Raw genomic sequence first — 19,475 nt, 5'->3', positions numbered from 1 at the left:
CGGCACCGCCGAACGATCGACCCGAACCCAGCCGGCACCCCACCGCCGGCACCCAACCAACTCGACGATCACCCACCACCGGGACATGTCGTCACCGCAGGTCAGAACCTAAAACACCTCCCCCACAACCCAGCACCACAACCCCGCCCGGCAGGCGCCGGCACCCAACCACCACAGGAAAGGGGGACGTGTCATCACCCCAGGTCAACACACATAAACGTTCTCTTGCACTTGTTCAACCTCAAACAGCCCCAGGTCCGCCCTCATGCAGGCACCAGCAGCAGGTGTGGGCGCGACGCCGATCCCAGGGCCTCAATGGATCACCGACGTGATGTCGTCAGGCCTGAACAACCTGAACATGTGGACCGCGCTGGCGTTGCCCGCCAGCCCTCACCTCCACAGCCCCCGATTGGGCCTTCGTCAACAACGATCAAGAAGGACGTAGCATCCACACATGCACGTCGACATCGAAGGCGCCACCCGGATCGCCCGCCTCGCCGCAGAATTCGACTGGACCTGGGCCGTCGACGACCTCGAACCCTTCTGCGCACAAGCTGGATGGGAGCTCGTCGAACTCAGGCAAGGTGGCGGCTCGATACGGACGAACCTTCATGTCAGCCGGCCGACGGCGCACATGTTCGGGCGGCAACACAGAATGGATTGGATCTCGATCTTAGTCACGGATCTGGCAGATGACGCTACGCCCATGACAGTGGTGCGTCCGCTGCTGGGCGAAGGGTTCACGAACCTCACTGCGGCACTTACTGCACTCCTGGGGACAGCCACGAGCGCCGAACCCAAACCTGAGGCAACTATCCGGTGGGATCTGCCGAAAGCGGTCATTTCACTGCACCTGAGTGTCAGTGCGATCTACCTCGATTTGACGAGTCCGGGATATCAGGCATGGGCGGATGAGCCCGAACCGGAGTACGAGGACGAGGACGAGGACTAGCGATCGAGGTCGGCGAGATCGCATCCGGTGCGGAAACAGGTTTGCGCGCCTATCCGCAGGCCAACGAGGTGCGACGAAATTTTGAGGCTAGTTCCCGGTGTTCGGTGACGGTCCAGCCTGCGGCGGCACAGAATCGGTCGAGGTCATCTTGACCAGGTCCAGTCGAATTCTGTTGCCAGGCAAAAGATTTCTGCAGAACAGTCAAAGTCGGTTCGCCTGGTCGCATCGCACTGTGGCTGGAATGGATCCATGCCGTCGACGGCCTCCGAGCAGTCGAATTCTTCCTGAAGACCGGCGAGGTGGGCGGTGCACACGTATGCGCGGATAGGGTGGCTGTAGCGATATCTGCGTGCTACACCTCCTCGTCGGGCCAATTGACGATGTACTCGTCGATTTGGTACTCGTCGATTTGGTCTTCTTCTGCTCGGTATTGAGGGCTTGCAATGTTCACGAAGCAGTCCCGCTTTCCCCGATAGGCAGTGACCACCACGGTAGAGAGGTCCCACCGCATCCTGTCCTCCCCACGACGAGTAGGAAGCCCAAGCTCAGTCGACAATCGATGAGACAGTCCGTTGAACCACACCTCTGGCAGCCCGCTGGATTCAGCTTCCTGTGTACCCAAGCGATCCGTGACGTCGAAGTCGATCGCCTGGACGCTATTCGTGTCTAGATCCGCGGACCCTCCAGGACGTGCAATGTTGAGGTCTGTTGTTATCGACGCACCTCGTTCCCGGTGTTCGGTGACGGTCCAGCCTGCGGCGGCACAGAATCGGTCGAGGTCATCTCTTGACCAGGTCCAGTCGAATTCTGCTGCCAGGCATACAATTTCGGCAGCACGGTCAAAGTCGGTACGCATGGTCGAATCGTACTGTGAAGGTGGCACGGGGCACTCCTTGATGTCAGGGGGTTGGCGCGGGATCTTTGATCTCGTAGGCTGACCACGGAGCCGTCGAGGCCGAGGTCATGGGTCAGAGGTGAGCAAGCAACGCGTACGCGCGGCGACCTGTCGCTTGCCTGATTGTCAGTTTCAGAAGGTCCCTGCATCGTTGGATCGAATCATCACGCCCAAACGCGCTCAGCGCCCTCCTGCGGGTTCCGGTGTGCGTTTTGACCATCAACAAAAACTGTTCATTCCGAACTAGTCGTTGCAGGTTCAGTGCAAGGCGTGCAATCAGGTGGCTCGCGCAACGTGCACGCTGGTTGCAGCCAGGTAGAACACGTCCGCACGCTTGAACACGCCAGCATCGTCATGAGGATCGAGTAGCCGATCAACCGTGGCGAGATCGGTCTCGTCGAGCCGACCTTGTCCCGTTTTTCGGAGTCGGGTCAAGGTCGTATGCAGCATCTGGCGTGTGTCATCGTCGACCGGCGCCGGCCGATCCACCAGAAACGATCGACTACCCATCGAGGTGAGTCCGGCCGCGGCGAGCATTTCCGGCCAGCTCTCCACTCGTTCGGTCGCTCCGGGCAGACCTGCCCGCATCGCGGTGAACCAGTCTTCGCCAGCGGCATCGAGACGAGCTTGTAAGCCCGGTCGACCGATACCGATATCGCGTGGCAGGAACCGGAACGGTAGACCGCCTTCGGAAATGGCTAGCAATCCACCAGGATTGAGCAGTTGGCCGAGTCGGGTGACGACTTGCTGCTGATCGCCGACGTGATGCAGCGCGTCGCTGGCCCAGACGAGATCGGCAGTGCCCAAGCCGTCGTAGCCAGCCGGAAGTTCGGCGTGCCGAACCTCGACACGATCACCGAGTCCGAGCCGGTCGGCACGCAGCCGCACCTGGTCGAGCATGGCAGGCGTGGCATCGACAGCGACAACCACCGCACCGGGAAAAGCATTCGCGAGTAGCTCGGTTCCCACTCCGGGGCCGCTGCCGATGTCGAGAATCCGCTGCACCGGAGTCGAATGCGTTCCTGATTCGCCGCAGCGGTCGCGCAGCCAGCTCATGGCTGACGCGAAGAACCCGGACCGAACTTGCGCACTGCGTTCGAGGTGGGTGATCCGTTGCGTCCAGTTCACATCTGCATTGTTGTGGGAGTGGTTGCTCATCGGGGTGATCTTTCCGCAATGACAACCCGCAGCCCGATAGCGACACTCTCCGCAGGATCATCGAGACGAACTGGCAAGAATGGCCGACAGCGCCTGCAATCGCGGAGGATTGCCGATCCGGAACCAACGTGCTCAGCGCCATCCTGCGGGTTTCAGTGTGCGTTTTGATCATCGACAAAACGGACGGTAACCCACAAAAACCTGCGCTGAAAACTCGTGCAGCCAGTCAACTGCCTTCCCAGTACGCTCAATAATTATGATCGAGAACCTGTTAGCCGAGGCCGGACTGAGCGAGTGCTCGCGGGCTGGCATGGACTGCCCGGGGTTTGGCACAGGCCTGCTCGAAATCACGATCTTCGGTATTCTCGCCATCGCTTGGCTGATGGTGGCAGCATCCGCTACTGTCGCGATCCTTTCCTCGAAACTCCCAGTTCGTGAACAAATGTTGTGGTTGGTTGCGGTATGGGTCATTCCTGTAGTTAGCGGAGTTATGTGGTTCATTCATGCGAGGGTTCGTTCGTCCGCGACACCAACTGACCGCACAAGTTGACCTTGACAGGAAAACCGGAACCCATCGTCGACGAGGAGTACTAGTTGCGGCCACATCAGCTCGCGAAGCGTGTCTGCATAGGTTCTCTTGCCGCAGCAACTCTGATCGTTACGACAGCGTGTAGCAGTGATGAAGGGAAGTTGACGCCTGTCGAGAGCACAGAAATGAACGAAGCCATGGCGAGCCGTGGACTCACGATCCCACCCTCATTTACGTTCAACAATGGCTATGAAAGCAAAGGATTTGTCGGCTCGAGCTCGTACAGTGCGCAATACGACGCACCTCTACCCGTAGATCGTGCTATCAACGAAATCTCGGAAGCGAACCCTAAGTTTCCCGCCACGCAGCCGATTCTGTGTTCCGACCCCACGCTGACTTCACCCTCATGGAAGCTCGCTGGATTTGCATGCGCTGAGCAGATGTCAATGACCAGTTACCCGGGAACTGCAGGAAATTTCGACACAATTACGTTGATTCTGACGGGCGATGACAGCGACACACATTTGTACGTTCGTGCGGAGGGGCACTGACATATCGCCTGCAACCATGCAACGAATCCCACTCTTCCGGATCCGGAAAACCGGCTAAAGCCGTGATGGAAATGATGGCCACCGTCATCGAACACCTCGACGCCACTGACGTCAGATCTACCGCCAACGGACACCCGAAGTGGGACTGTCCAGTAATGGGTGTTTCGGCCCGACAAGCTGAGTGAATGCTCAGCGAGGAGGTGCCAAGATGACGACACTGGAAGATGTGACGAAGAAGAGGGCCGAGCCCTCCGCGGAAGCTGCGGCGGCCACGGAACTGGTGCGACTCGCCGAGGAACAGGGCCTGTCGTTGACCGGGCCGGACGGGCTGCTCAAACAGTTCACCAAAACCGTCCTCGAAACCGCCCTGAACGAAGAGATGACCGAGCACCTCGGCCACGACAAGAACCAAGCCCCGCCGGATCGGGAATCGACGAACATCCGGAACGGAACCCGGCCGAAAACGGTGTTGACCGAGGCAGCCGGCCACGTCCCGATCGAAGTCCCGAGAGACCGGGAAGGGACGTTCGAGCCGCAGATCGTCAAGAAACGTCAACGACGCCTCAACGGGGTCGACGAGATTGTGTTGTCGTTGTACGCCAAAGGATTAACGACCGGTGAGATCTCCGCTCACTTCGCTGAAATCTACGGCGCATCCGTCTCGAAAGAAACCATCTCGCGGATCACCGACAAGGTACTCGAGGAGATGCAGGAGTGGTCTGCCCGTCCGCTCGACGAGGTGTACGCGGCGATTTTCATTGACGCAATCGTCGTCAAAGTTCGAGACGGGCAGGTCGCGAACCGGCCGATTTATGCCGCGATCGGTGTCAGTCTCGACGGCAGCCGGGACGTGCTCGGATTGTGGGCCGGAACGGGCGGTGAGGGCGCAAAATTCTGGAGGTCCGTGCTGACCGATATCCGCAATCGGGGCACCCGGGACGTGTTCTTCCTGGTCTGCGACGGATTGAAAGGCCTACCGGAAGTGGTCGAGCACGTATGGCCGGCCACCACGGTCCAAACCTGCATCGTGCATTTGATCCGAAACACGTTCCGGCTGTCATCTCGCAAGGACTGGGATGCGCTCAAACACGATCTCAAGCCGATCTACACGGCACCGTCCGAGCCGGCAGCGCGGGCCGCATTCGACGATCTCGCCGAACATTGGGGCAAGACGTATCCGGCGATCATCCGGCTGTGGACCAATGCCTGGCAGGAGTTCATCCCGTTCCTCGACTACGACATCGAGATACGCCGAGTCCTGTGTTCTACCAACGCGATTGAATCCCTCAATGCCCGCTATCGGAGGGCGGTGAAAGCTCGTGGCCATTTCCCTACTGAGGCTGCCGCGCTGAAATGCCTCTACCTGGTGACGCGTTCACTCGACCCGACAGGCAAGGGCCAGGCACGATGGACAATGAGGTGGAAGCCTGCTCTGAATGCGTTTGCGATCACGTTCGCTGATCGTTGGCCGGGATCGGAAACTTACTGATGAAAACCGGCCGAAACACCGTTAGCGAGATAGACCCCCCGAAGTACCCGGAACGGAACGAGGCGGCGGTGGGTGCAGGTGTGGGAGGTTTGGTGGATGTTTCGGGTTGGCGGCGCTTCGAGGGTGATCTCTTACATCAAGGTGGGGTTGGTGCTGGCGGGTTCGGGGTTGTTGTATTTGTTGTTCGGCAGTAGTTCCCAGTTGATCACTGAGTTTTTCCCGACGTGTCCTGTGCAGCTAGAGGTAGAGATTCCGGTGGAGAGTTTGGATCAGCCCGCGCTTCATGGCTGCAATGCCGAAGGTGTGAAGATTCGCTTGCCCGGCGACTGGGGTGTCTTCGAAGTTGGCCCGATAAACATCGTATTCGGGCGGGCGAATGCTGACAGGTCCGCCGGGTTCATCATGGTGAACTCAGGCATGGACGGGGTCGGAGTTTTGTATCGCGCTGATGGCGGGCAACGGATCTGGGGGACTACGGAGGTTGCTTGCCGAAAATTGTATGAAGCTATTTGGTGATCCTGGTGGCTCCTGCAATACAACGAACCCTGGGCCTGATTCCACGCGAGACCCCAGCAACCGAAACGCCCTCAGATCATTCCTGCAGGTTTGGGCGTGCGTTTTGACCATCGACATACCGGACTGTTGCTCGGCGGCCAGCGGCCTGGACCATTTTTGTCTGGCTGGTTCGGTTTCCGTTCACGTTCAATTCCGATTGATCGCGCACGGCCTGGGTGAGCACCATCGAACATTCGGGTGGTGCTCACCTCTCTATTTTCTAAATTTCGATAACGGGCGTGGACGGTCGCGATTCGGATTCAGGCCACAATTGCATGAAATACCTCTCCGTCAAGTCCTCACCGAGTTCTTGATCATCGTTCTCTAATTCCCGCCCGGTTGCGTAAAGTCGAACTCTGTAACGACCCGGGGAGGAAATAAGACTGACGTCCGGGAAATCTGCAGTCTGTTCCAGATCGAGAAGTCGAACATCTGCGGAGTCGAATATTGTAGAGACTTCTTGCATTTGTTTCCAACCTTCGGCCAGAAGCGGAGGTTCTCCGTCGTATTCTGCAGATCGGAAATGAACCGCACCCATCACCGTGGCTGTGCTGAGCACAAGCAATCGTTGATCTTCGAACCAATTGATCAGATCAGGGTGTGAATAAAAATCTTCAAACGGGACACCGACTCACTGAAACGGCAACATAGCGCCCTGCATCGCATAAAGTTCCGCCTCGATCATAGATATCCCTTTCTTGTTCAAACGCGTAGAGACTGTGCAGCCGCGCTGAGAAGACGCGAATCGCAAGGCCTCATTTAGTCAGAATCCGAGCGCACGTTCTCGCCGTACGAGATTCCAACCCGTCATGGAAACGAGCGCCCCCGATCGCGGTCCCGAAAAGGGGGCCACCAACGATCAGTCCAATTATGAATTGGTACACCGAAACCTTGTCGATCCATATCGACTGGAAATCGGTCGGCTGGTAGCCGGCCATCCACGGGAGGTTACCCGGTGCAAGGAGTTCGGATAACGAAACGAATAGTGCTGTCGATGAACCGAGTCCGCCACGCCTGCACTGTCGTTTCGATATCAGCTTGTTGCAACGATCGGTAGAAACCACCCGACCCGCATTCACCTTGTGGACCGTACAAAACAGGGGAGGGAGACCGTGCCGAGGGCAGGAGAAGACCAGCAAGGTTCGATCCGCTACGCCCTTGCCGATTCCTGCTCTGTCAAGTCTTCGGCAGGCCATGACGGCGCCTTTGCCGACGCCAACCGTCGGCGTGCACTTCACGACGTGTGGTAGAAACCGATAAGTATTGTTTACAGGTTACCCATCGGTAACTTATGCGGATGGGGATCGGTGGCGAAGTTCGACACCGAACATGGAGGGGCTCGACATGAATACTGTGACCGTCACCCTGGGGGTGATCGGCGTCCTGTTGAGCCTGCCGTGTTGGGCATCGTTCTTCGGCGGCGTATCGACAATGATCCGAACGATCCGTCTCGGCCAACCGGCACCCGATCGGTGGCACCCGTTCATCCCGCGCTTCAAGCAGATGATCATCGAGTTCATCGCCCACACACGGATGGCGAAGTTCCGCACCGTCGGCTGGGCACACTGGCTCGTCATGATCGGCTTCCTCTTGGGAATGTTCGTCGCGATGGAGGCCTACATCCAGACGTTCAACCCGGCAAGCGGGTGGCCGATCGTCAGCACGTGGCCTATGTACCATTTCGTCGACGAGCTTCTCGGGATCGTCACAGTTGTCGGCGTCCTGACTTTGATCGCAATCCGTCAGCTCAACCATCCACGCATCCCGGAGCGCCTGTCCCGTTTCAGCGGATCAAATTTCCGTGCAGCCTATTTCGTCGAGGCCGTTGTGCTTATCGAGGGCCTGGGCATGATCCTGGTCAAAGCCGGTCGCATCGCGATGACCGGCCATGCGAACCCGTGGACCGACTTCTTCACGATGCGTGTCGCCGAACTGTTGCCGGCGAGTCCGAACATGGTCTCTGCGTTTGCTTTCGTGAAACTGATGTCAGCGATGGTGTGGTTGGCGGTGGTCGGCCGCAACATCACCTGGGGTGTCGCGTGGCACCGCTTCTCCGCGTTCTTCAACATCTACTTCAAGCGTGAAGACGACGGAACCGTCGCACTCGGCGCAGCAAAGCCGATGATGAGCAAGGGCGTTGCCCTGACCATGGACAACGTCGACCCCGACACCGACACCCTCGGTACGGGTCAGATCGAGGACTTCTCGTGGAAGGGCTGGCTGGACTTCACGACCTGCACCGAGTGCGGCCGTTGCCAGTCCCAGTGCCCCGCCTGGAACACCGGAAAGCCGCTCTCCCCCAAGCTCCTCATCATGTCGCTGCGCGACCACGGTTACGCCAAGGCTCCGTACCTGCTCGCCGGTGGCCGCAAGGACATGGGCGGCGACGAGGTAGGCCTGGTCGACGCCGAAGGCAACGTCAACGAAGCTGCCCTCGCCGCAATTCCCGAAGCTGCCCGCCGCGAAGCCGAGCGCAAGCTCGTCGGCGAAACCACCTCAGGCGAGATGGCCCCGGTCATCGACGCCGAGACCCTGTGGAGCTGCACCAACTGTGGCGCCTGTGTCGAGCAGTGCCCCGTCGACATCGAGCACGTCGACCACATCATCGACATGCGCCGCTACCAGGTCCTGATCGAATCGGAGTTCCCCTCCGAGCTCGCCGGCCTGTTCAAGAACCTCGAGAACAAGGGCAACCCCTGGGGCCAGAACTCCAAGGACCGTCTCAACTGGATCAACGAGATGGACTTCGAGATCCCGGTCTACGGCCAGGACGCCGACACCTTCGAGGACTACGAGTACCTCTTCTGGGTCGGTTGCGCCGGCGCCTACGAGGACCGCGCCAAGAAGACAACGAAGGCCGTCGCCGAACTGCTCGCCACCGCGGGCGTCAAGTTCATGGTCCTCGGTGCCGACGAAACCTGCACCGGTGACTCCGCTCGCCGCGCCGGCAACGAGTTCCTGTTCCAGCAGCTCGCGATGCAGAACATCGAGATGCTGAACTCGGTCTTCGAAGGCGTCGAGCAGAAGAAGCGCAAGATCGTCGTCACCTGTGCGCACTGCTTCAACGCCCTCGGCAACGAGTACCCCGAGGTGGGCGGCGACTACGAGGTCGTGCACCACACCCAGCTGCTCAACCGCCTGGTTCGCCAGAAGAAGCTGATCCCCGTCGCGTCCGTGAGCGAAGACATCACGTACCACGACCCGTGCTTCCTCGGCCGCCACAACAAGGTGTACGACGCACCCCGTGAACTCATGGAAGCATCCGGCGCCAAGCTGATCGAAATGCCGCGTCACGGCGAACGTTCCATGTGCTGCGGTGCCGGTGGCGCCCGCATGTGGATGGAAGAGAACATCGGCAAGCGCATCAACGTCGACCGCGTCGACGAGGCACTCTCCACCAACCCCAAGAAGATCGCCACGGGTTGCCCCTTCTGCCGCGTCATGCTTACCGACGGCGTCACCGCTCGTCAGGAAGAGGGCAAGGGTGAAGGCGTCGAGGTTGTGGACGTCGCTGCGCTGATGCTCAATTCCGTCACCCGCCTCGAATCCGCACAACTCACCGAGAACATCAAGGTGATTCCGCGGGAGAAGGCACCGGTCGCTGCTGCACCGGCGCCTGTCGTGGAGGAAGCCTCACCAGTAGTCGAAGAGACCGCTGCTCCGGCTGCAGTTGCTGCACCGGCTGCCGGCAAGGGACTCGGAATGGCCGGCGGAGCAAAGGCTCCGGGTGCCAAGAACGCTGCAGCTCCCGCTGCATCCGCCGAAGCAGCTGCTCCGGCCACTGAAGCTGCACCGGCCGCTCCCGTCGCAAAGCCCAAGGACCTCGGCCTCGCAGGCGGAGCAAAGGCTCCAGGCGGTAAGGGTCTGCAGATGAAGGGCGCTGCCAAGGCTCCGGACGCAAAGGCCGCTCCGGCGGCAGAAGCTGCTCCGGCCGCCGCTGCACCTGTCGTCGAAGCACCCGCTGCCGAGTCACCCAAGGGAGCTCCGGTTACCAAGGCCGGCGGTCTCGGATTCAAGTCGGGTGCAAAGGCTCCCGGCGCACGCAAGAAATAGTCAAACCCACCCCGCGAAGCACGACAGATCGGCACATTCGCGGGGTGGGGCAGCGGGCACGTCGAAGCACACGAACGTCCGTGGCATCCGCCGGCAAATACTGTGTCGTCGACAAATATGTGCACACCAATCAAATCACCCAAAGTTACTGAAACGCAACAATATTCAAAACACCAGAAAATCGGCTTCCCGAGCTCGCCGCACGCCCACATCGACGAGCAGCAGCAGCTCCCCACCCGCCGCCGGCACCCAGCCGAGCGATCGACCCGAACCCAGCCGGCACCCAGCCGACTCGACGATCACCCACCACCGGGACGTGCCATCACCCCAGGCCAGAACCTGAAGCACCCCCACACCCCCACCGCAACCTTCCCACCCGAAGATGCCGGCACCCATCCACCACAGAAAAAAGGGGACGTGTCATCACCGCAGTTCAACGCACATAAACAGCTATGCAAGCAACCATGCACTCACCACTGCACGCAGAAAAAACACGCAACCACCAAGACTGCCGTCGACCAGTCGGGCCGACAAACCTCACTTGAACCCGAAGGCAATCGCCGCGCACACTCCAACAATGACTGCCACAAATACCACCATCGGCTACATCGTGTTCCACTACCCCACGCAGGGACGGACCAGCGACCTCACCCACCGCGTTGAGACCGCAGTCGCAGCACTCCGGTCAACCAGCGGATGCATAACAGCCGACTCCTGGGTCACCCCCGACGACGATGCAGTAGTTGCCACCGGCAGGTGGCAATCCGAGGAAGCTTTGGAAGCATCCTTCGCCACCTGTAGGGAACAAGGCGTGGACTTCCACTTCGATGAACGCGAGCGCCAACCACGAAGAACATTCAAACTTCGACCAACAACCCACAGCGACTGTCCCTGACATGGCCGGGACTCTCACGGCGGCCTCACCTAACGCCGCCGGCACCATGCCCAACAGTGATGCTGGAAGCCGGCCAAATATCGTCGGCAGTCACAGAAAGTTCCATTGAGAGGGGCATACGGTTGGCGTCGTTGCTGTATTTTTCTCCATTCCTAAGCGCCGCCAACAAGTTGATATATGGGTCTTGGCTGGGGCCTCACTCACATGTGAACGTGGGTTACCGACTGGTGGGAAGCCGAAGCCGCAGTCGAGTACCCCCCGAGCGGACTCTCGGACAAGTCGGCGGTGCCGCCGTGCAACGCGGCCTGCTGAGCGATCAGCGCCTGGCCGAGTCCGGAGCCCTCGACCTGCGCGGTCGACCCTCGGCGAACCTGACGAACAGCAACGCCCGTTCGTGCTCGGGGATGCCGATACCGTCGTCGTTCACCATGAAGTCGATGCCGTGAGCATCGTTCTCGGCGAAGGTGATCCGTACAAGCTCGGCGTGCCCGTGACGGAGCGCGTTGGTGATCGCGTTGTCGAGCACCAGTCGCAGCCGGACGGAATCCCCCGGACGATCAGAGCGTCCGGGGCCCGCAATTCGATCTCCAGGGGTCGCGGGTTCTCGATGCCGGCGACGGCATGCGACTGGTTGAGATGCCGGAAAGCCTCCCGGGCAATCGCACGCCGGGTATCGCACGCCGGGTGCGGCACGAGGCTGAGGCACACTCGACTCATGACGGGCCGCTCTACCGAAGTAGAGATCGATGCCGCCCGGATTTCCGCCGGCGGATGGACCCGCGAGACCCTGGCGGCGTGGGGCGTCCCGTGGCGCACGCCGAAGGGGTGGCGACGCCGTCTCCGTCTCAGTGCAGGCATCACCGACGTGGCTGCCACATGAGCAGCCGGATCGTGATTACGGTACGCGGGCACTGGGTCAATGCCTGCTATCTGCGGGTCGCGGCCCGTCCTGTCCTAGTCTTCGACGGGGTCGAGCATCCGACTCGCTGGGGACAGGCGACGACTCTGTCCGCCTCGGCAGGAACGCACACCCTCGCCGCTGGAATCCGCTACAGGGGCACACCCTGGCTTCTCGCCCTTCTCCCGCGCGAGTTCCACGTTGCCGACGATCAAACAATTCACGTCACGGCACGCAACGGTGCCATGAACTCTGACCCGTTCTACCTGACGGTCTCCGACCCGCCTTAACTGAGGGAAATCTGCTGACCGCGCACTTCACCCGCGTGAGAGCAACAGCGCAACAGGCATCGAGAGCGATCCCATTCCCGACCATCACCGGAGGTGGAGAAGCCGGGACGTTCTATTTCGGCAGCCACCGGAACCCCGGCCGCTACCGTTCCTGCCAACGCCAGGGAGAAGCCCATGACCACCACACCACCATCGTTGCAACGCTGATCGCGCTGTCCGGCACACGACACCAGCTTCTGTGCCTCACCGAGCTCGAGGACCACGCGGCCGACGATCAGACTTCCCGACTGAGTTCGCCATGAAGGAATGGTTCCGCAGCAACGCGTTCGTCGGAACGATCCTCATCGTCTTCGTCGCCGCTGCGACACGCTCAACCCCCTCCGCAACATCTCAAGCTGAACGGACGCGGGACCGAGAGCCTCAACAGAGCGAATCCCAATGCAGGCGACAATTCACTTCCAACGAGGGCGCCAAGCTCTACACAACAGGTAAAGCCGACATCCTCACCAGTACGTACCTCATTTTGATAGTCTCGGCGCATATGCGACTGGCGTCGGGTGGAGCTCCACCAGGAAGCGTGCGGTCGGAGCATCGTCCGCCTGGGTGCTCCTCAGTACACAACTGAGGAGCGTCGTGGAACTTCGTTACGGAATCAACCCCCACCAAAGTGGCCGCATTCTGAATTCTATTGAACAGCAACCATTTCGAATCATCAACGGCAACATGTCCTATGTCAACATATTGGACGCCGCACATAGTTGGCAGTTGGTTCGCGAGGTCCGCTCTGCGATTGACCGGCCAACCGCCGCGTCGTTCAAACACGTCTCACCCGCAGGTGTCGCAATAGCAGGCGACCTCGACTCCACCACCGTCGCCACATGGGGTCACGACTGCGCCGAATTCACCGGCGTCGCATCGGCGTATGTTCGTGCCCGCGACTGCGACCCCAGATCATCCTTCGGTGACATGGTCGCTGTATCGGATCCTGTCGATGCCGACCTGGCCCACTTCCTCACCGGAGTGGTGTCCGACGGCATCATCGCACCGGGCTTCGAAGCCGGCACCGTCGCCACGCTCACACGCAAGAAACGCGGAGCGTTCCTTGTTCTTGAAGCTGACACGACGTTCGACCCACCGGCGCGAGAGCGTCGCGACATTCTGGGACTCACAGTCGAGCAAGACCGTGACCAGACGCCGATCACAACCGAGCTCCTGACGGTTGTCGAAGGCAAGGCACTGACCGAACAGTCCATCCGAGATGCACTACTCGGCCTTGTGACGATGCGATACACGCAGTCGAACTCGGTAGCGTTCATTCACGACGGAGCTACCGTCGGCATCGGGGCAGGACAGCAGAGCCGTGTCGACTGCACTCGCCTCGCAGCGGCAAAGACCTCGACATGGTGGACACGCAGGTCCGATTCCGTGCGATCACTCGCCAGGCCCGACGGCATGACACGACAGGACCATGTGAACTGGCAGATGCGTCTGATCGAAGGCGACCCGACCCCGCTGGAAGTTTCTGCATTCATGCACAGGTTCGGCTTCGAGCCGACCCCACTGCCAACCGAAGAACGAGCGAACTGGATAGGCGAACTGGACAATGTCACGATGGTGTCCGACGGTTTCTTACCCTTCCGCGACAATGTCGATCACGCCAGTCGAGTTGGTACACGGCACATCGTCGAACCCGGCGGGTCTGTCCGCACCATCGACGTTGCCACTGCCTGCTCAGAACTGGGTATCGACCTGATCCATACCGGTCTTCGTTTGTTTCATCATTGACAGCGATACTCCTACAGCATTGCGGCGCCAATGTTGCCCCGGATGGAGAAAGCCCGCCAGTTAGATTCGACGCGGAGGTCAATTCCGTCGCGGCACGTGCACATCAAGTTCGGACGAGCGCGGGGCCCGATCAGCCCGGAAACTGGCAGCTTCGAGCGCGAGCCGGCGCACCTCGACGAAAGCCCTCTCGTAGACCACTGTCCCGATGAGCATCGTCTCGACGGCAGCAGTGCGGTCGGGCATGGCTCGGGCGTACTGCACTTCCACGTCGACCGTGCGCTGCACAAAGTTTGCGGTGCCATCGAAGTCCGTGAGCGAAACCGGGAAGTCGAACCGCCGCAACGTTGCAACAAGTTCGGCCAATCGATGTGGCGCCGGGGCATCCGGCTCGATATGCCAGCCCCTGGCCGAGAGCCAGTTCTGAACCTCCGCGTATGCCGTTGCGACATCGGCAGATTCGGCCTCGGAAGGAAGATCGTCAAGTCCGTGCATCACTGCTCCGAAGGCGTCGTGCAACGCGGTCGATCCATCATCGACCGCAGCCAATGTGGCGCGCACTTTCGAGATCGACAGGCCGCCGATGTCGATCAGCGAGCGAATAAGCCGCAGTCGACTGACATGTCGTTCGCCGTATATAGCCTGGTTGGAGGCAGTCTGAGTGCCGGAGGCAAGCAGTCCCTCGCGCAGGTAGTACTTGATGGATGCGACCGACACGCCACTGCGCTGACTGAGTTCGGAGACCCTCACCGGGTAGGCCTTGACTTCACAAGTAGATAATAGCACTATCCATTATGGATAGAATAACTATCCGCACCGTGATCTCAATCGCGGAACCGTCAGCGAAGGGACGAGCCCATGGTCCGTCATCGAGTCCAGACCGGCCGCTACACCGCGAAGATGGACGATGAATTCGTCGTCTTTCTCATCGGCATGCGCGTCAACAAACTCTGGAAGATCCATAGATGGATCGGCCCGTTCCTCGCTATGCCACGGATGCTGCGACAACTGCAACGCCACCCCGACAAAGGACTACTGGGCGCGAGGATGTCGCTGGGTGGACGCACCATCACAGTGATCCAGTACTGGCGCAGTTTCGACCAACTCGAAGCCTTCGCGAAGAACCCGAACGATCCACACCTGCCAGCGTGGAAGGCATTCAACAAAAACGTCGGAAGCAGCGGCGACGTGGGGGTTTACCACGAAACTTACCGTATCGACGCCGGGCAATACGAGTCGATCTACTCGAATATGCCCATCATGGGACTCGCCGCTGCCGGAAGTTCGGTCGCGGTAGGAAAGCGAAGCGAAACGGCTCGGGCCCGCATCACGAAATGACGTAAACTCTCAGCGGTTCACCGAACCACACACCCCCCAAGGAATTTCACGAAGCCGCATACTTTCGACATTGCAAGTCCGGATCGCATGGACCAATACCGACGCTCCATGTGCAATGCAGGCCTTCAGTCGAATCCGGGGAGGGGCCGAGATCGCTGTCAGGAAGAGACAGTGTAGGAATCGTCCCCGAATCGAGCGACCAATTCGACCGCTCCCCGAGCGCCTCGATGTAGCGGCGCACGGTCGCGACCTCTGTATGGTCGATATCTCCGCGCTCGATACGCGAGACCCGCTTCTGCGAGAAATCGAGCTGTTCGGCGAGCTGTTCCTGAGTCAGGTCGTACGCTTTACGGATTTCTGCCAGGCGGGCACCGCGAACCTTCGCACGGTACTTGTCCTTGAGCGCGGCGATCCGCTCCGGGTTTCCCTCGCGGCGCACGAACAGGTCCTCGATGTCACGAGCCTTCCCTGCGGCGCGTGCTGCTGCCTGCGGCAGTGCGGGCCAGTCCCCGCTCACCTACCGATCCGCGTTCACGCGAACCAAACTTTGATGATTGTTCACGTGCGACTCGAGGTATTTCTCGCCATTCGGCTGGCGACGTAGCGGGCACCGCCGCACAGTTCGCCGTTGAGGCGGCGCAAGGTGGCAGCGAAGGAGAGTCCGCGCCGGACGACACCCCACGGCGCGTGGCGATGATCTGCGGCATCGGCACATCACTTACGGCATACGCCCCGGAGTCGTTGCGGCTGTTCGTCGCCGGGGAACCGATCAGTCCAGTGCGCCGTCGAGGGGACGGCCTTCGGTGAAGAACGGTGCGATCTTGTTGTCGAATACAGTCAGTGCCGATCCGATGGCCATATGCATGTCGAGATATTTGTAGGTGCCCAGTCGGCCACCGAAGAGCACGTTGGACTCGGATGCTTCCCGCTTGGCCAGTTCGCGGTAGCGTTCGAGCTTTTCCCGATCCTGCGGGGTGTTGATCGGGTAGTACGGCTCGTCCTCCTTCTCCGCGGAACGGGAGTATTCGCGCACGATCACTGTCTTGTCCGCGGGATAGTTCCTCTCGGGATGAAAGTGGCGGAACTCGTGGATGCGCGTGTATTCGACGTCTTCGTCGGCGTAGTTCATCACCGACGTGCCCTGAAAGTCGCCCACCGGCAAAACTTCCCGTTCGAAATCCAGGGTGCGCCAACCGAGCCAGCCCTCCGAATAGTCGAAATAGCGGTCCAGTGGACCGGTGTACATCACCGGGGTGCCGGCGACGATGTCGTCACGTACTTCGAAAAAATCGGTGTTCAGCTGGACGTCGATATTCGGGTGATCAGCCATCTTCGTCAGCCAGGCTGTATACCCGTCGACGGGTAGACCTTCGTAGGTGTCGTTGAAGTAGCGGTTGTCGAAGTTGTAGCGAACCGGAAGTCTGGTCAGGTTCGCGCTGGGGAGTTCCTTCGGGTCGGTCTGCCACTGCTTCGCTGTGTAGTTCTTGAAGAACGCCTCGTAAAGTGGACGCCCGATCAGCGAAATGCCTTTTTCCTCGAAGTTCTTCGCATCCTGCGATTCGATCTCGGACGCGTTCTCAGCCACCCATGCCCGAGCTTGTTCGGGAGTCAGGTACCGGCCGACGTACTCGCAGATAGTGGCGAGATTGACCGGCATCGAATACGCCTGGCCTCGATGGATGGAGAAGACGCGGTGCTGATAGTTGGTGAAGTCGGTGAACTGGTTGACGTACTCCCACACACGCGTATTCGAGGTGTGGAACAGGTGAGCGCCATACCTGTGGATTTCGATACCAGTCTCGGGGTCATCTTCCGAGTAGGCGTTGCCGCCCAGATGATTTCGGCGCTCGAGGATAAGCACACGCTTGCCGAGTTGGGTGGCTACGCGCTCGGCAACGGTGAGGCCGAACAGGCCGGATCCGACAACGACAAGGTCATATCCCGAGAAGCTCACGGAAACCCACTCTAGTGCGCGCGCGTCTCGGCAACACTGGACTCACAGAAGCCGCTTAGACCAATTCTGCATCCTTGCAGGCCAACATCGGTCAGAGGGACTCGCAATCCGCCCAGACGCTCGGTGGGAGTGTCCCAATCGACCGTCTTGCGGGGACGGTTATTGAGCTCAAAAGCGGCCAAATCTCGAATCGGTCAGGCATGCTGGGTGGCGCGACGAGATTCTCCGGACTCGCACCGGTGATATTCGTAGAAGTCGGAACCTCAAGGGTCAGAAACGCTTCGACACGTGCCCGGTTACAGTGGCCGGACGGACTGCCACACGACTTAGAGGCGTTCGATGATCGTCCCCGTCGCCAAAGCGCCCCCGCAGCACATCGCGATCAGAGCCGTTGTCGCGTCGCGACGTTCGAGCTCGTGCAGCGCCGTGGTGATCAGGCGCGCGCCTGTACTGCCGACGGGATGCCCGAGAGCAATCGCGCCGCCGTTCACGTTGACCTTGTCCCAGTCCGCCCCAGCGACGCTCTGCCATGACATCACCACCGACGCAAAAGCCTCGTTCACTTCGAACAGGTCGATGTCGCCAATCGACATCGATGCCCGCTGCAGCACCCGTTCGGTGGCGGCGCTCGGCCCGTCGAGGTGGTAGTACGGTTCCGCCCCCACCAAAGCCTGGGAGACGATCCGTGCGCGGGGCCGCAGCCCCAGCTCGACCGCGCGATCGGAGTCCATCACGAGGATCGCGGACGCTCCGTCGGAGATCTGCGACGAGCTACCCGCGGTATGCATCCCTCCCTCGAGCACAGGCGTCAGGCGCGCCAAGCCTTCGATCGTGCTCTCACGCGGTCCCTGATCTCTGTGCACCAGGTCGGTTTCGCCCGTCGGTGTACCGTTCGCCATCACCGGCGCCTTGAGCGGAACTACTTCACGATCGAACCGGCCCTCCGACCAGGCACGCACGGCTTTGTCCTGAGAATGAAGAGCGAAGGCGTCGGTGTCGGCGCGGGTGAACCCCCGGCGGTGAGCGATGCGTTCGGCTGCCTCGAACTGGGTCGGCATGTCGATCGTCCACGACGTCGGACGCGGGGTGCCGAACTCTCCGGTGCCGCGATTTGCGCCGAGTGGGACTCGGCTCATCGACTCGACACCGCACGCAATACCTGCCGAGATCACTCCGGTCTCGATCAGTGCGGAGATGAGACCTGTTGCCTGCTGCGCGGATCCGCACTGTGAATCGATCGTCGTCGCGCCCGTGCCCTGCGGGAGCCCGGCGTGCAGCCACGCGGTCCGGGTGATGTTTCCGGCCTGCTCGCCGGCCTGAGTGACGTTGCCGCCGATGACCTGTTCGACGAGGTTCGGGTCGAGCGCCGACCGCTCGAGTAGTGCGGAAATCGTGTTGCCCAGGATCTCGGCGGGGTGCAGGCCGGACAGCCAGCCGCCGCGCTTGCCGATGGGGCTGCGGACGGCTTCGACGATGACAGGAGTGCCCATGGTGTGCTCCTCGGATGTGAGACTCGGAAGACGAATGAACCGGAACGGCAAAGACTAGTGAGTTGGAAATTCCAACTTACTAGTCGGACTGTAGCGAGAGTCGGTTGGATATGGCAACCTACTGGGATGAGTGCAGATAACGAGACCCCTCCGTTGCAGCCGCGTCGCCGCCCTGCCAACGAGGTGCCCGGACGTCCCTGCTCGATTGCCACCACGCTCTCCATGGTCGGTGAGCGCTGGACCCTGCTTGTCGTCCGCGAGCTCAGCCTCGGCAATCATCGATTCAGTCAAATCGCTGCCGGCACAGGAGCTCCCAAGGACATCCTCACTGCAAGGCTGCGCGCCATGGAATCAAGCGGGCTGGTATATCGTCAGCGTTACCAGGACCATCCACCCCGCTCCGAGTACCATCTCACCGCCGCCGGCAAGGATCTCTACCCATTTCTGGCGGCCATGCGGGAATGGGGCGACCGCTGGCTGGTGGACGAGCCCCCGGTCTCGTTCGCCCATACCTGTGGCCATCAGGTCACCATCGTGCCCCGCTGCGCACACTGCCGCGTTGATGTCGATCTCGCCGAGAACGGCGCCGTGACGGCAACATCGCATACACCGGAATGGACCAGACACAACCCCGACTAGCTAGTGC

Annotated in this window: 20 protein-coding genes and 1 riboswitch; of the genes, 11 read left to right on the top strand and 9 right to left on the bottom strand. The window is 60.5% G+C overall.

Annotated features, from left to right (window positions below; genetic code table 11):
* The first annotated feature begins 454 nt into the window (after window positions 1-454).
* Window positions 455-952 (top strand): DUF6301 family protein, encoded by a 498-nt coding sequence (locus QM600_RS09465; protein WP_283261201.1) that lies wholly within the window; start codon window positions 455-457, stop codon window positions 950-952.
* Between the two features lie 352 nt (window positions 953-1,304).
* On the opposite strand, the gene QM600_RS09460 is transcribed toward QM600_RS09465, so the two are convergent.
* Window positions 1,305-1,808 (bottom strand): DUF6301 family protein, encoded by a 504-nt coding sequence (locus QM600_RS09460; RefSeq protein ID WP_283261200.1) that lies wholly within the window; start codon window positions 1,806-1,808, stop codon window positions 1,305-1,307.
* 315 nt (window positions 1,809-2,123) lie between these two features.
* Window positions 2,124-3,005 (bottom strand): class I SAM-dependent methyltransferase, encoded by an 882-nt coding sequence (locus tag QM600_RS09455; RefSeq protein WP_283261199.1) that lies wholly within the window; start codon window positions 3,003-3,005, stop codon window positions 2,124-2,126.
* Window positions 3,006-4,293: 1,288 nt separating this feature from the next.
* Here QM600_RS09455 and QM600_RS09450 point away from each other — a divergent pair.
* From QM600_RS09450 to QM600_RS09435, 4 genes are all read left to right on the top strand, one after another.
* Window positions 4,294-5,574, top strand: a complete 1,281-nt coding sequence (locus QM600_RS09450; protein WP_283261198.1) for an IS256 family transposase — start codon at window positions 4,294-4,296, stop codon at window positions 5,572-5,574.
* Window positions 5,575-5,646: 72 nt separating this feature from the next.
* Window positions 5,647-6,090 carry a hypothetical protein gene (locus QM600_RS09445; protein WP_283261197.1) on the top strand — a complete coding sequence of 148 codons (444 nt, stop codon included), beginning with the start codon at window positions 5,647-5,649 and terminating at the stop codon, window positions 6,088-6,090.
* Window positions 6,091-7,241: 1,151 nt separating this feature from the next.
* Window positions 7,242-7,379, top strand: a complete 138-nt coding sequence (locus QM600_RS09440; RefSeq protein WP_283261196.1) for a hypothetical protein — start codon at window positions 7,242-7,244, stop codon at window positions 7,377-7,379.
* 94 nt (window positions 7,380-7,473) lie between these two features.
* On the top strand, window positions 7,474-10,182 hold the full coding sequence (locus QM600_RS09435; protein WP_283261195.1) for a (Fe-S)-binding protein: 2,709 nt from the start codon (window positions 7,474-7,476) through the stop codon (window positions 10,180-10,182).
* Between the two features lie 165 nt (window positions 10,183-10,347).
* On the opposite strand, the gene QM600_RS09430 is transcribed toward QM600_RS09435, so the two are convergent.
* Window positions 10,348-10,530, bottom strand: coding sequence for a hypothetical protein (locus QM600_RS09430; protein WP_283261194.1), 183 nt, complete (start codon window positions 10,528-10,530; stop codon window positions 10,348-10,350).
* Between the two features lie 229 nt (window positions 10,531-10,759).
* On the opposite strand from QM600_RS09430, the gene QM600_RS09425 reads away from it, so the two are divergent.
* Complete coding sequence (locus QM600_RS09425; protein WP_283261193.1) at window positions 10,760-11,077, top strand: antibiotic biosynthesis monooxygenase; 318 nt, start codon at window positions 10,760-10,762, stop codon at window positions 11,075-11,077.
* A gap of 316 nt (window positions 11,078-11,393) precedes the next feature.
* On the opposite strand, the gene QM600_RS29805 is transcribed toward QM600_RS09425, so the two are convergent.
* Complete coding sequence (locus QM600_RS29805; RefSeq protein ID WP_502942922.1) at window positions 11,394-11,756, bottom strand: ATP-binding protein; 363 nt, start codon at window positions 11,754-11,756, stop codon at window positions 11,394-11,396.
* Between the two features lie 36 nt (window positions 11,757-11,792).
* On the opposite strand from QM600_RS29805, the gene QM600_RS09415 reads away from it, so the two are divergent.
* Window positions 11,793-11,957, top strand: a complete 165-nt coding sequence (locus tag QM600_RS09415) for a hypothetical protein (protein WP_283261191.1) — start codon at window positions 11,793-11,795, stop codon at window positions 11,955-11,957.
* Window positions 11,954-12,265 (top strand): hypothetical protein, encoded by a 312-nt coding sequence (locus QM600_RS09410; RefSeq protein WP_283261190.1) that lies wholly within the window; start codon window positions 11,954-11,956, stop codon window positions 12,263-12,265. Before QM600_RS09415 ends, QM600_RS09410 begins: the two co-directional genes overlap by 4 nt.
* On the opposite strand, the gene QM600_RS09405 is transcribed toward QM600_RS09410, so the two are convergent.
* Window positions 12,262-12,528, bottom strand: coding sequence for a hypothetical protein (locus QM600_RS09405; protein ID WP_283261189.1), 267 nt, complete (start codon window positions 12,526-12,528; stop codon window positions 12,262-12,264). The two genes, QM600_RS09410 and QM600_RS09405, sit on opposite strands and share 4 nt — an antisense overlap.
* Window positions 12,529-12,798: 270 nt before the next feature.
* Window positions 12,799-12,877, top strand: a riboswitch (ZMP/ZTP riboswitch).
* Between QM600_RS09405 and QM600_RS09400 the strand changes: the two genes are divergently transcribed.
* Window positions 12,869-14,050 (top strand): phosphoribosylaminoimidazolecarboxamide formyltransferase, encoded by a 1,182-nt coding sequence (locus QM600_RS09400; RefSeq protein ID WP_283261188.1) that lies wholly within the window; start codon window positions 12,869-12,871, stop codon window positions 14,048-14,050. It overlaps the preceding riboswitch by 9 nt.
* A gap of 78 nt (window positions 14,051-14,128) precedes the next feature.
* Here the strand turns inward: QM600_RS09400 and QM600_RS09395 are convergent, their stop codons facing one another.
* A complete protein-coding gene (locus tag QM600_RS09395) occupies window positions 14,129-14,797 on the bottom strand; it encodes a MerR family transcriptional regulator (RefSeq protein WP_283261187.1) in 669 nt (222 codons plus the stop codon).
* 108 nt (window positions 14,798-14,905) lie between these two features.
* On the opposite strand from QM600_RS09395, the gene QM600_RS09390 reads away from it, so the two are divergent.
* Window positions 14,906-15,385 carry a DUF4188 domain-containing protein gene (locus tag QM600_RS09390; RefSeq protein WP_283261186.1) on the top strand — a complete coding sequence of 160 codons (480 nt, stop codon included), beginning with the start codon at window positions 14,906-14,908 and terminating at the stop codon, window positions 15,383-15,385.
* Between the two features lie 46 nt (window positions 15,386-15,431).
* Here QM600_RS09390 and QM600_RS09385 read toward each other — a convergent pair whose 3' ends face one another.
* From QM600_RS09385 to QM600_RS09375, 3 genes are all read right to left on the bottom strand, one after another.
* Entirely contained in the window at window positions 15,432-15,824 is a 393-nt protein-coding gene (locus QM600_RS09385) for a helix-turn-helix domain-containing protein (RefSeq protein ID WP_283261185.1), read from the bottom strand.
* A gap of 330 nt (window positions 15,825-16,154) precedes the next feature.
* Window positions 16,155-17,339, bottom strand: a complete 1,185-nt coding sequence (gene glf / locus QM600_RS09380) for a UDP-galactopyranose mutase (RefSeq protein WP_283261184.1) — start codon at window positions 17,337-17,339, stop codon at window positions 16,155-16,157.
* A gap of 326 nt (window positions 17,340-17,665) precedes the next feature.
* A complete protein-coding gene (locus QM600_RS09375; protein ID WP_283261183.1) occupies window positions 17,666-18,829 on the bottom strand; it encodes a steroid 3-ketoacyl-CoA thiolase in 1,164 nt (387 codons plus the stop codon).
* Between the two features lie 126 nt (window positions 18,830-18,955).
* On the opposite strand from QM600_RS09375, the gene QM600_RS09370 reads away from it, so the two are divergent.
* A complete protein-coding gene (locus QM600_RS09370; protein WP_283261182.1) occupies window positions 18,956-19,468 on the top strand; it encodes a winged helix-turn-helix transcriptional regulator in 513 nt (170 codons plus the stop codon).
* Window positions 19,469-19,475 lie beyond the last annotated feature (7 nt).

Origin of the sequence: Rhodococcus sp. IEGM 1379, from assembly GCF_030056815.1 — a bacterium.
GTDB lineage: Bacteria > Actinomycetota > Actinomycetes > Mycobacteriales > Mycobacteriaceae > Rhodococcus_F.
The sequence above is the reverse complement of the archived record's forward strand: the minus strand, read 5'-3'. Positions and strand labels throughout refer to the sequence as shown.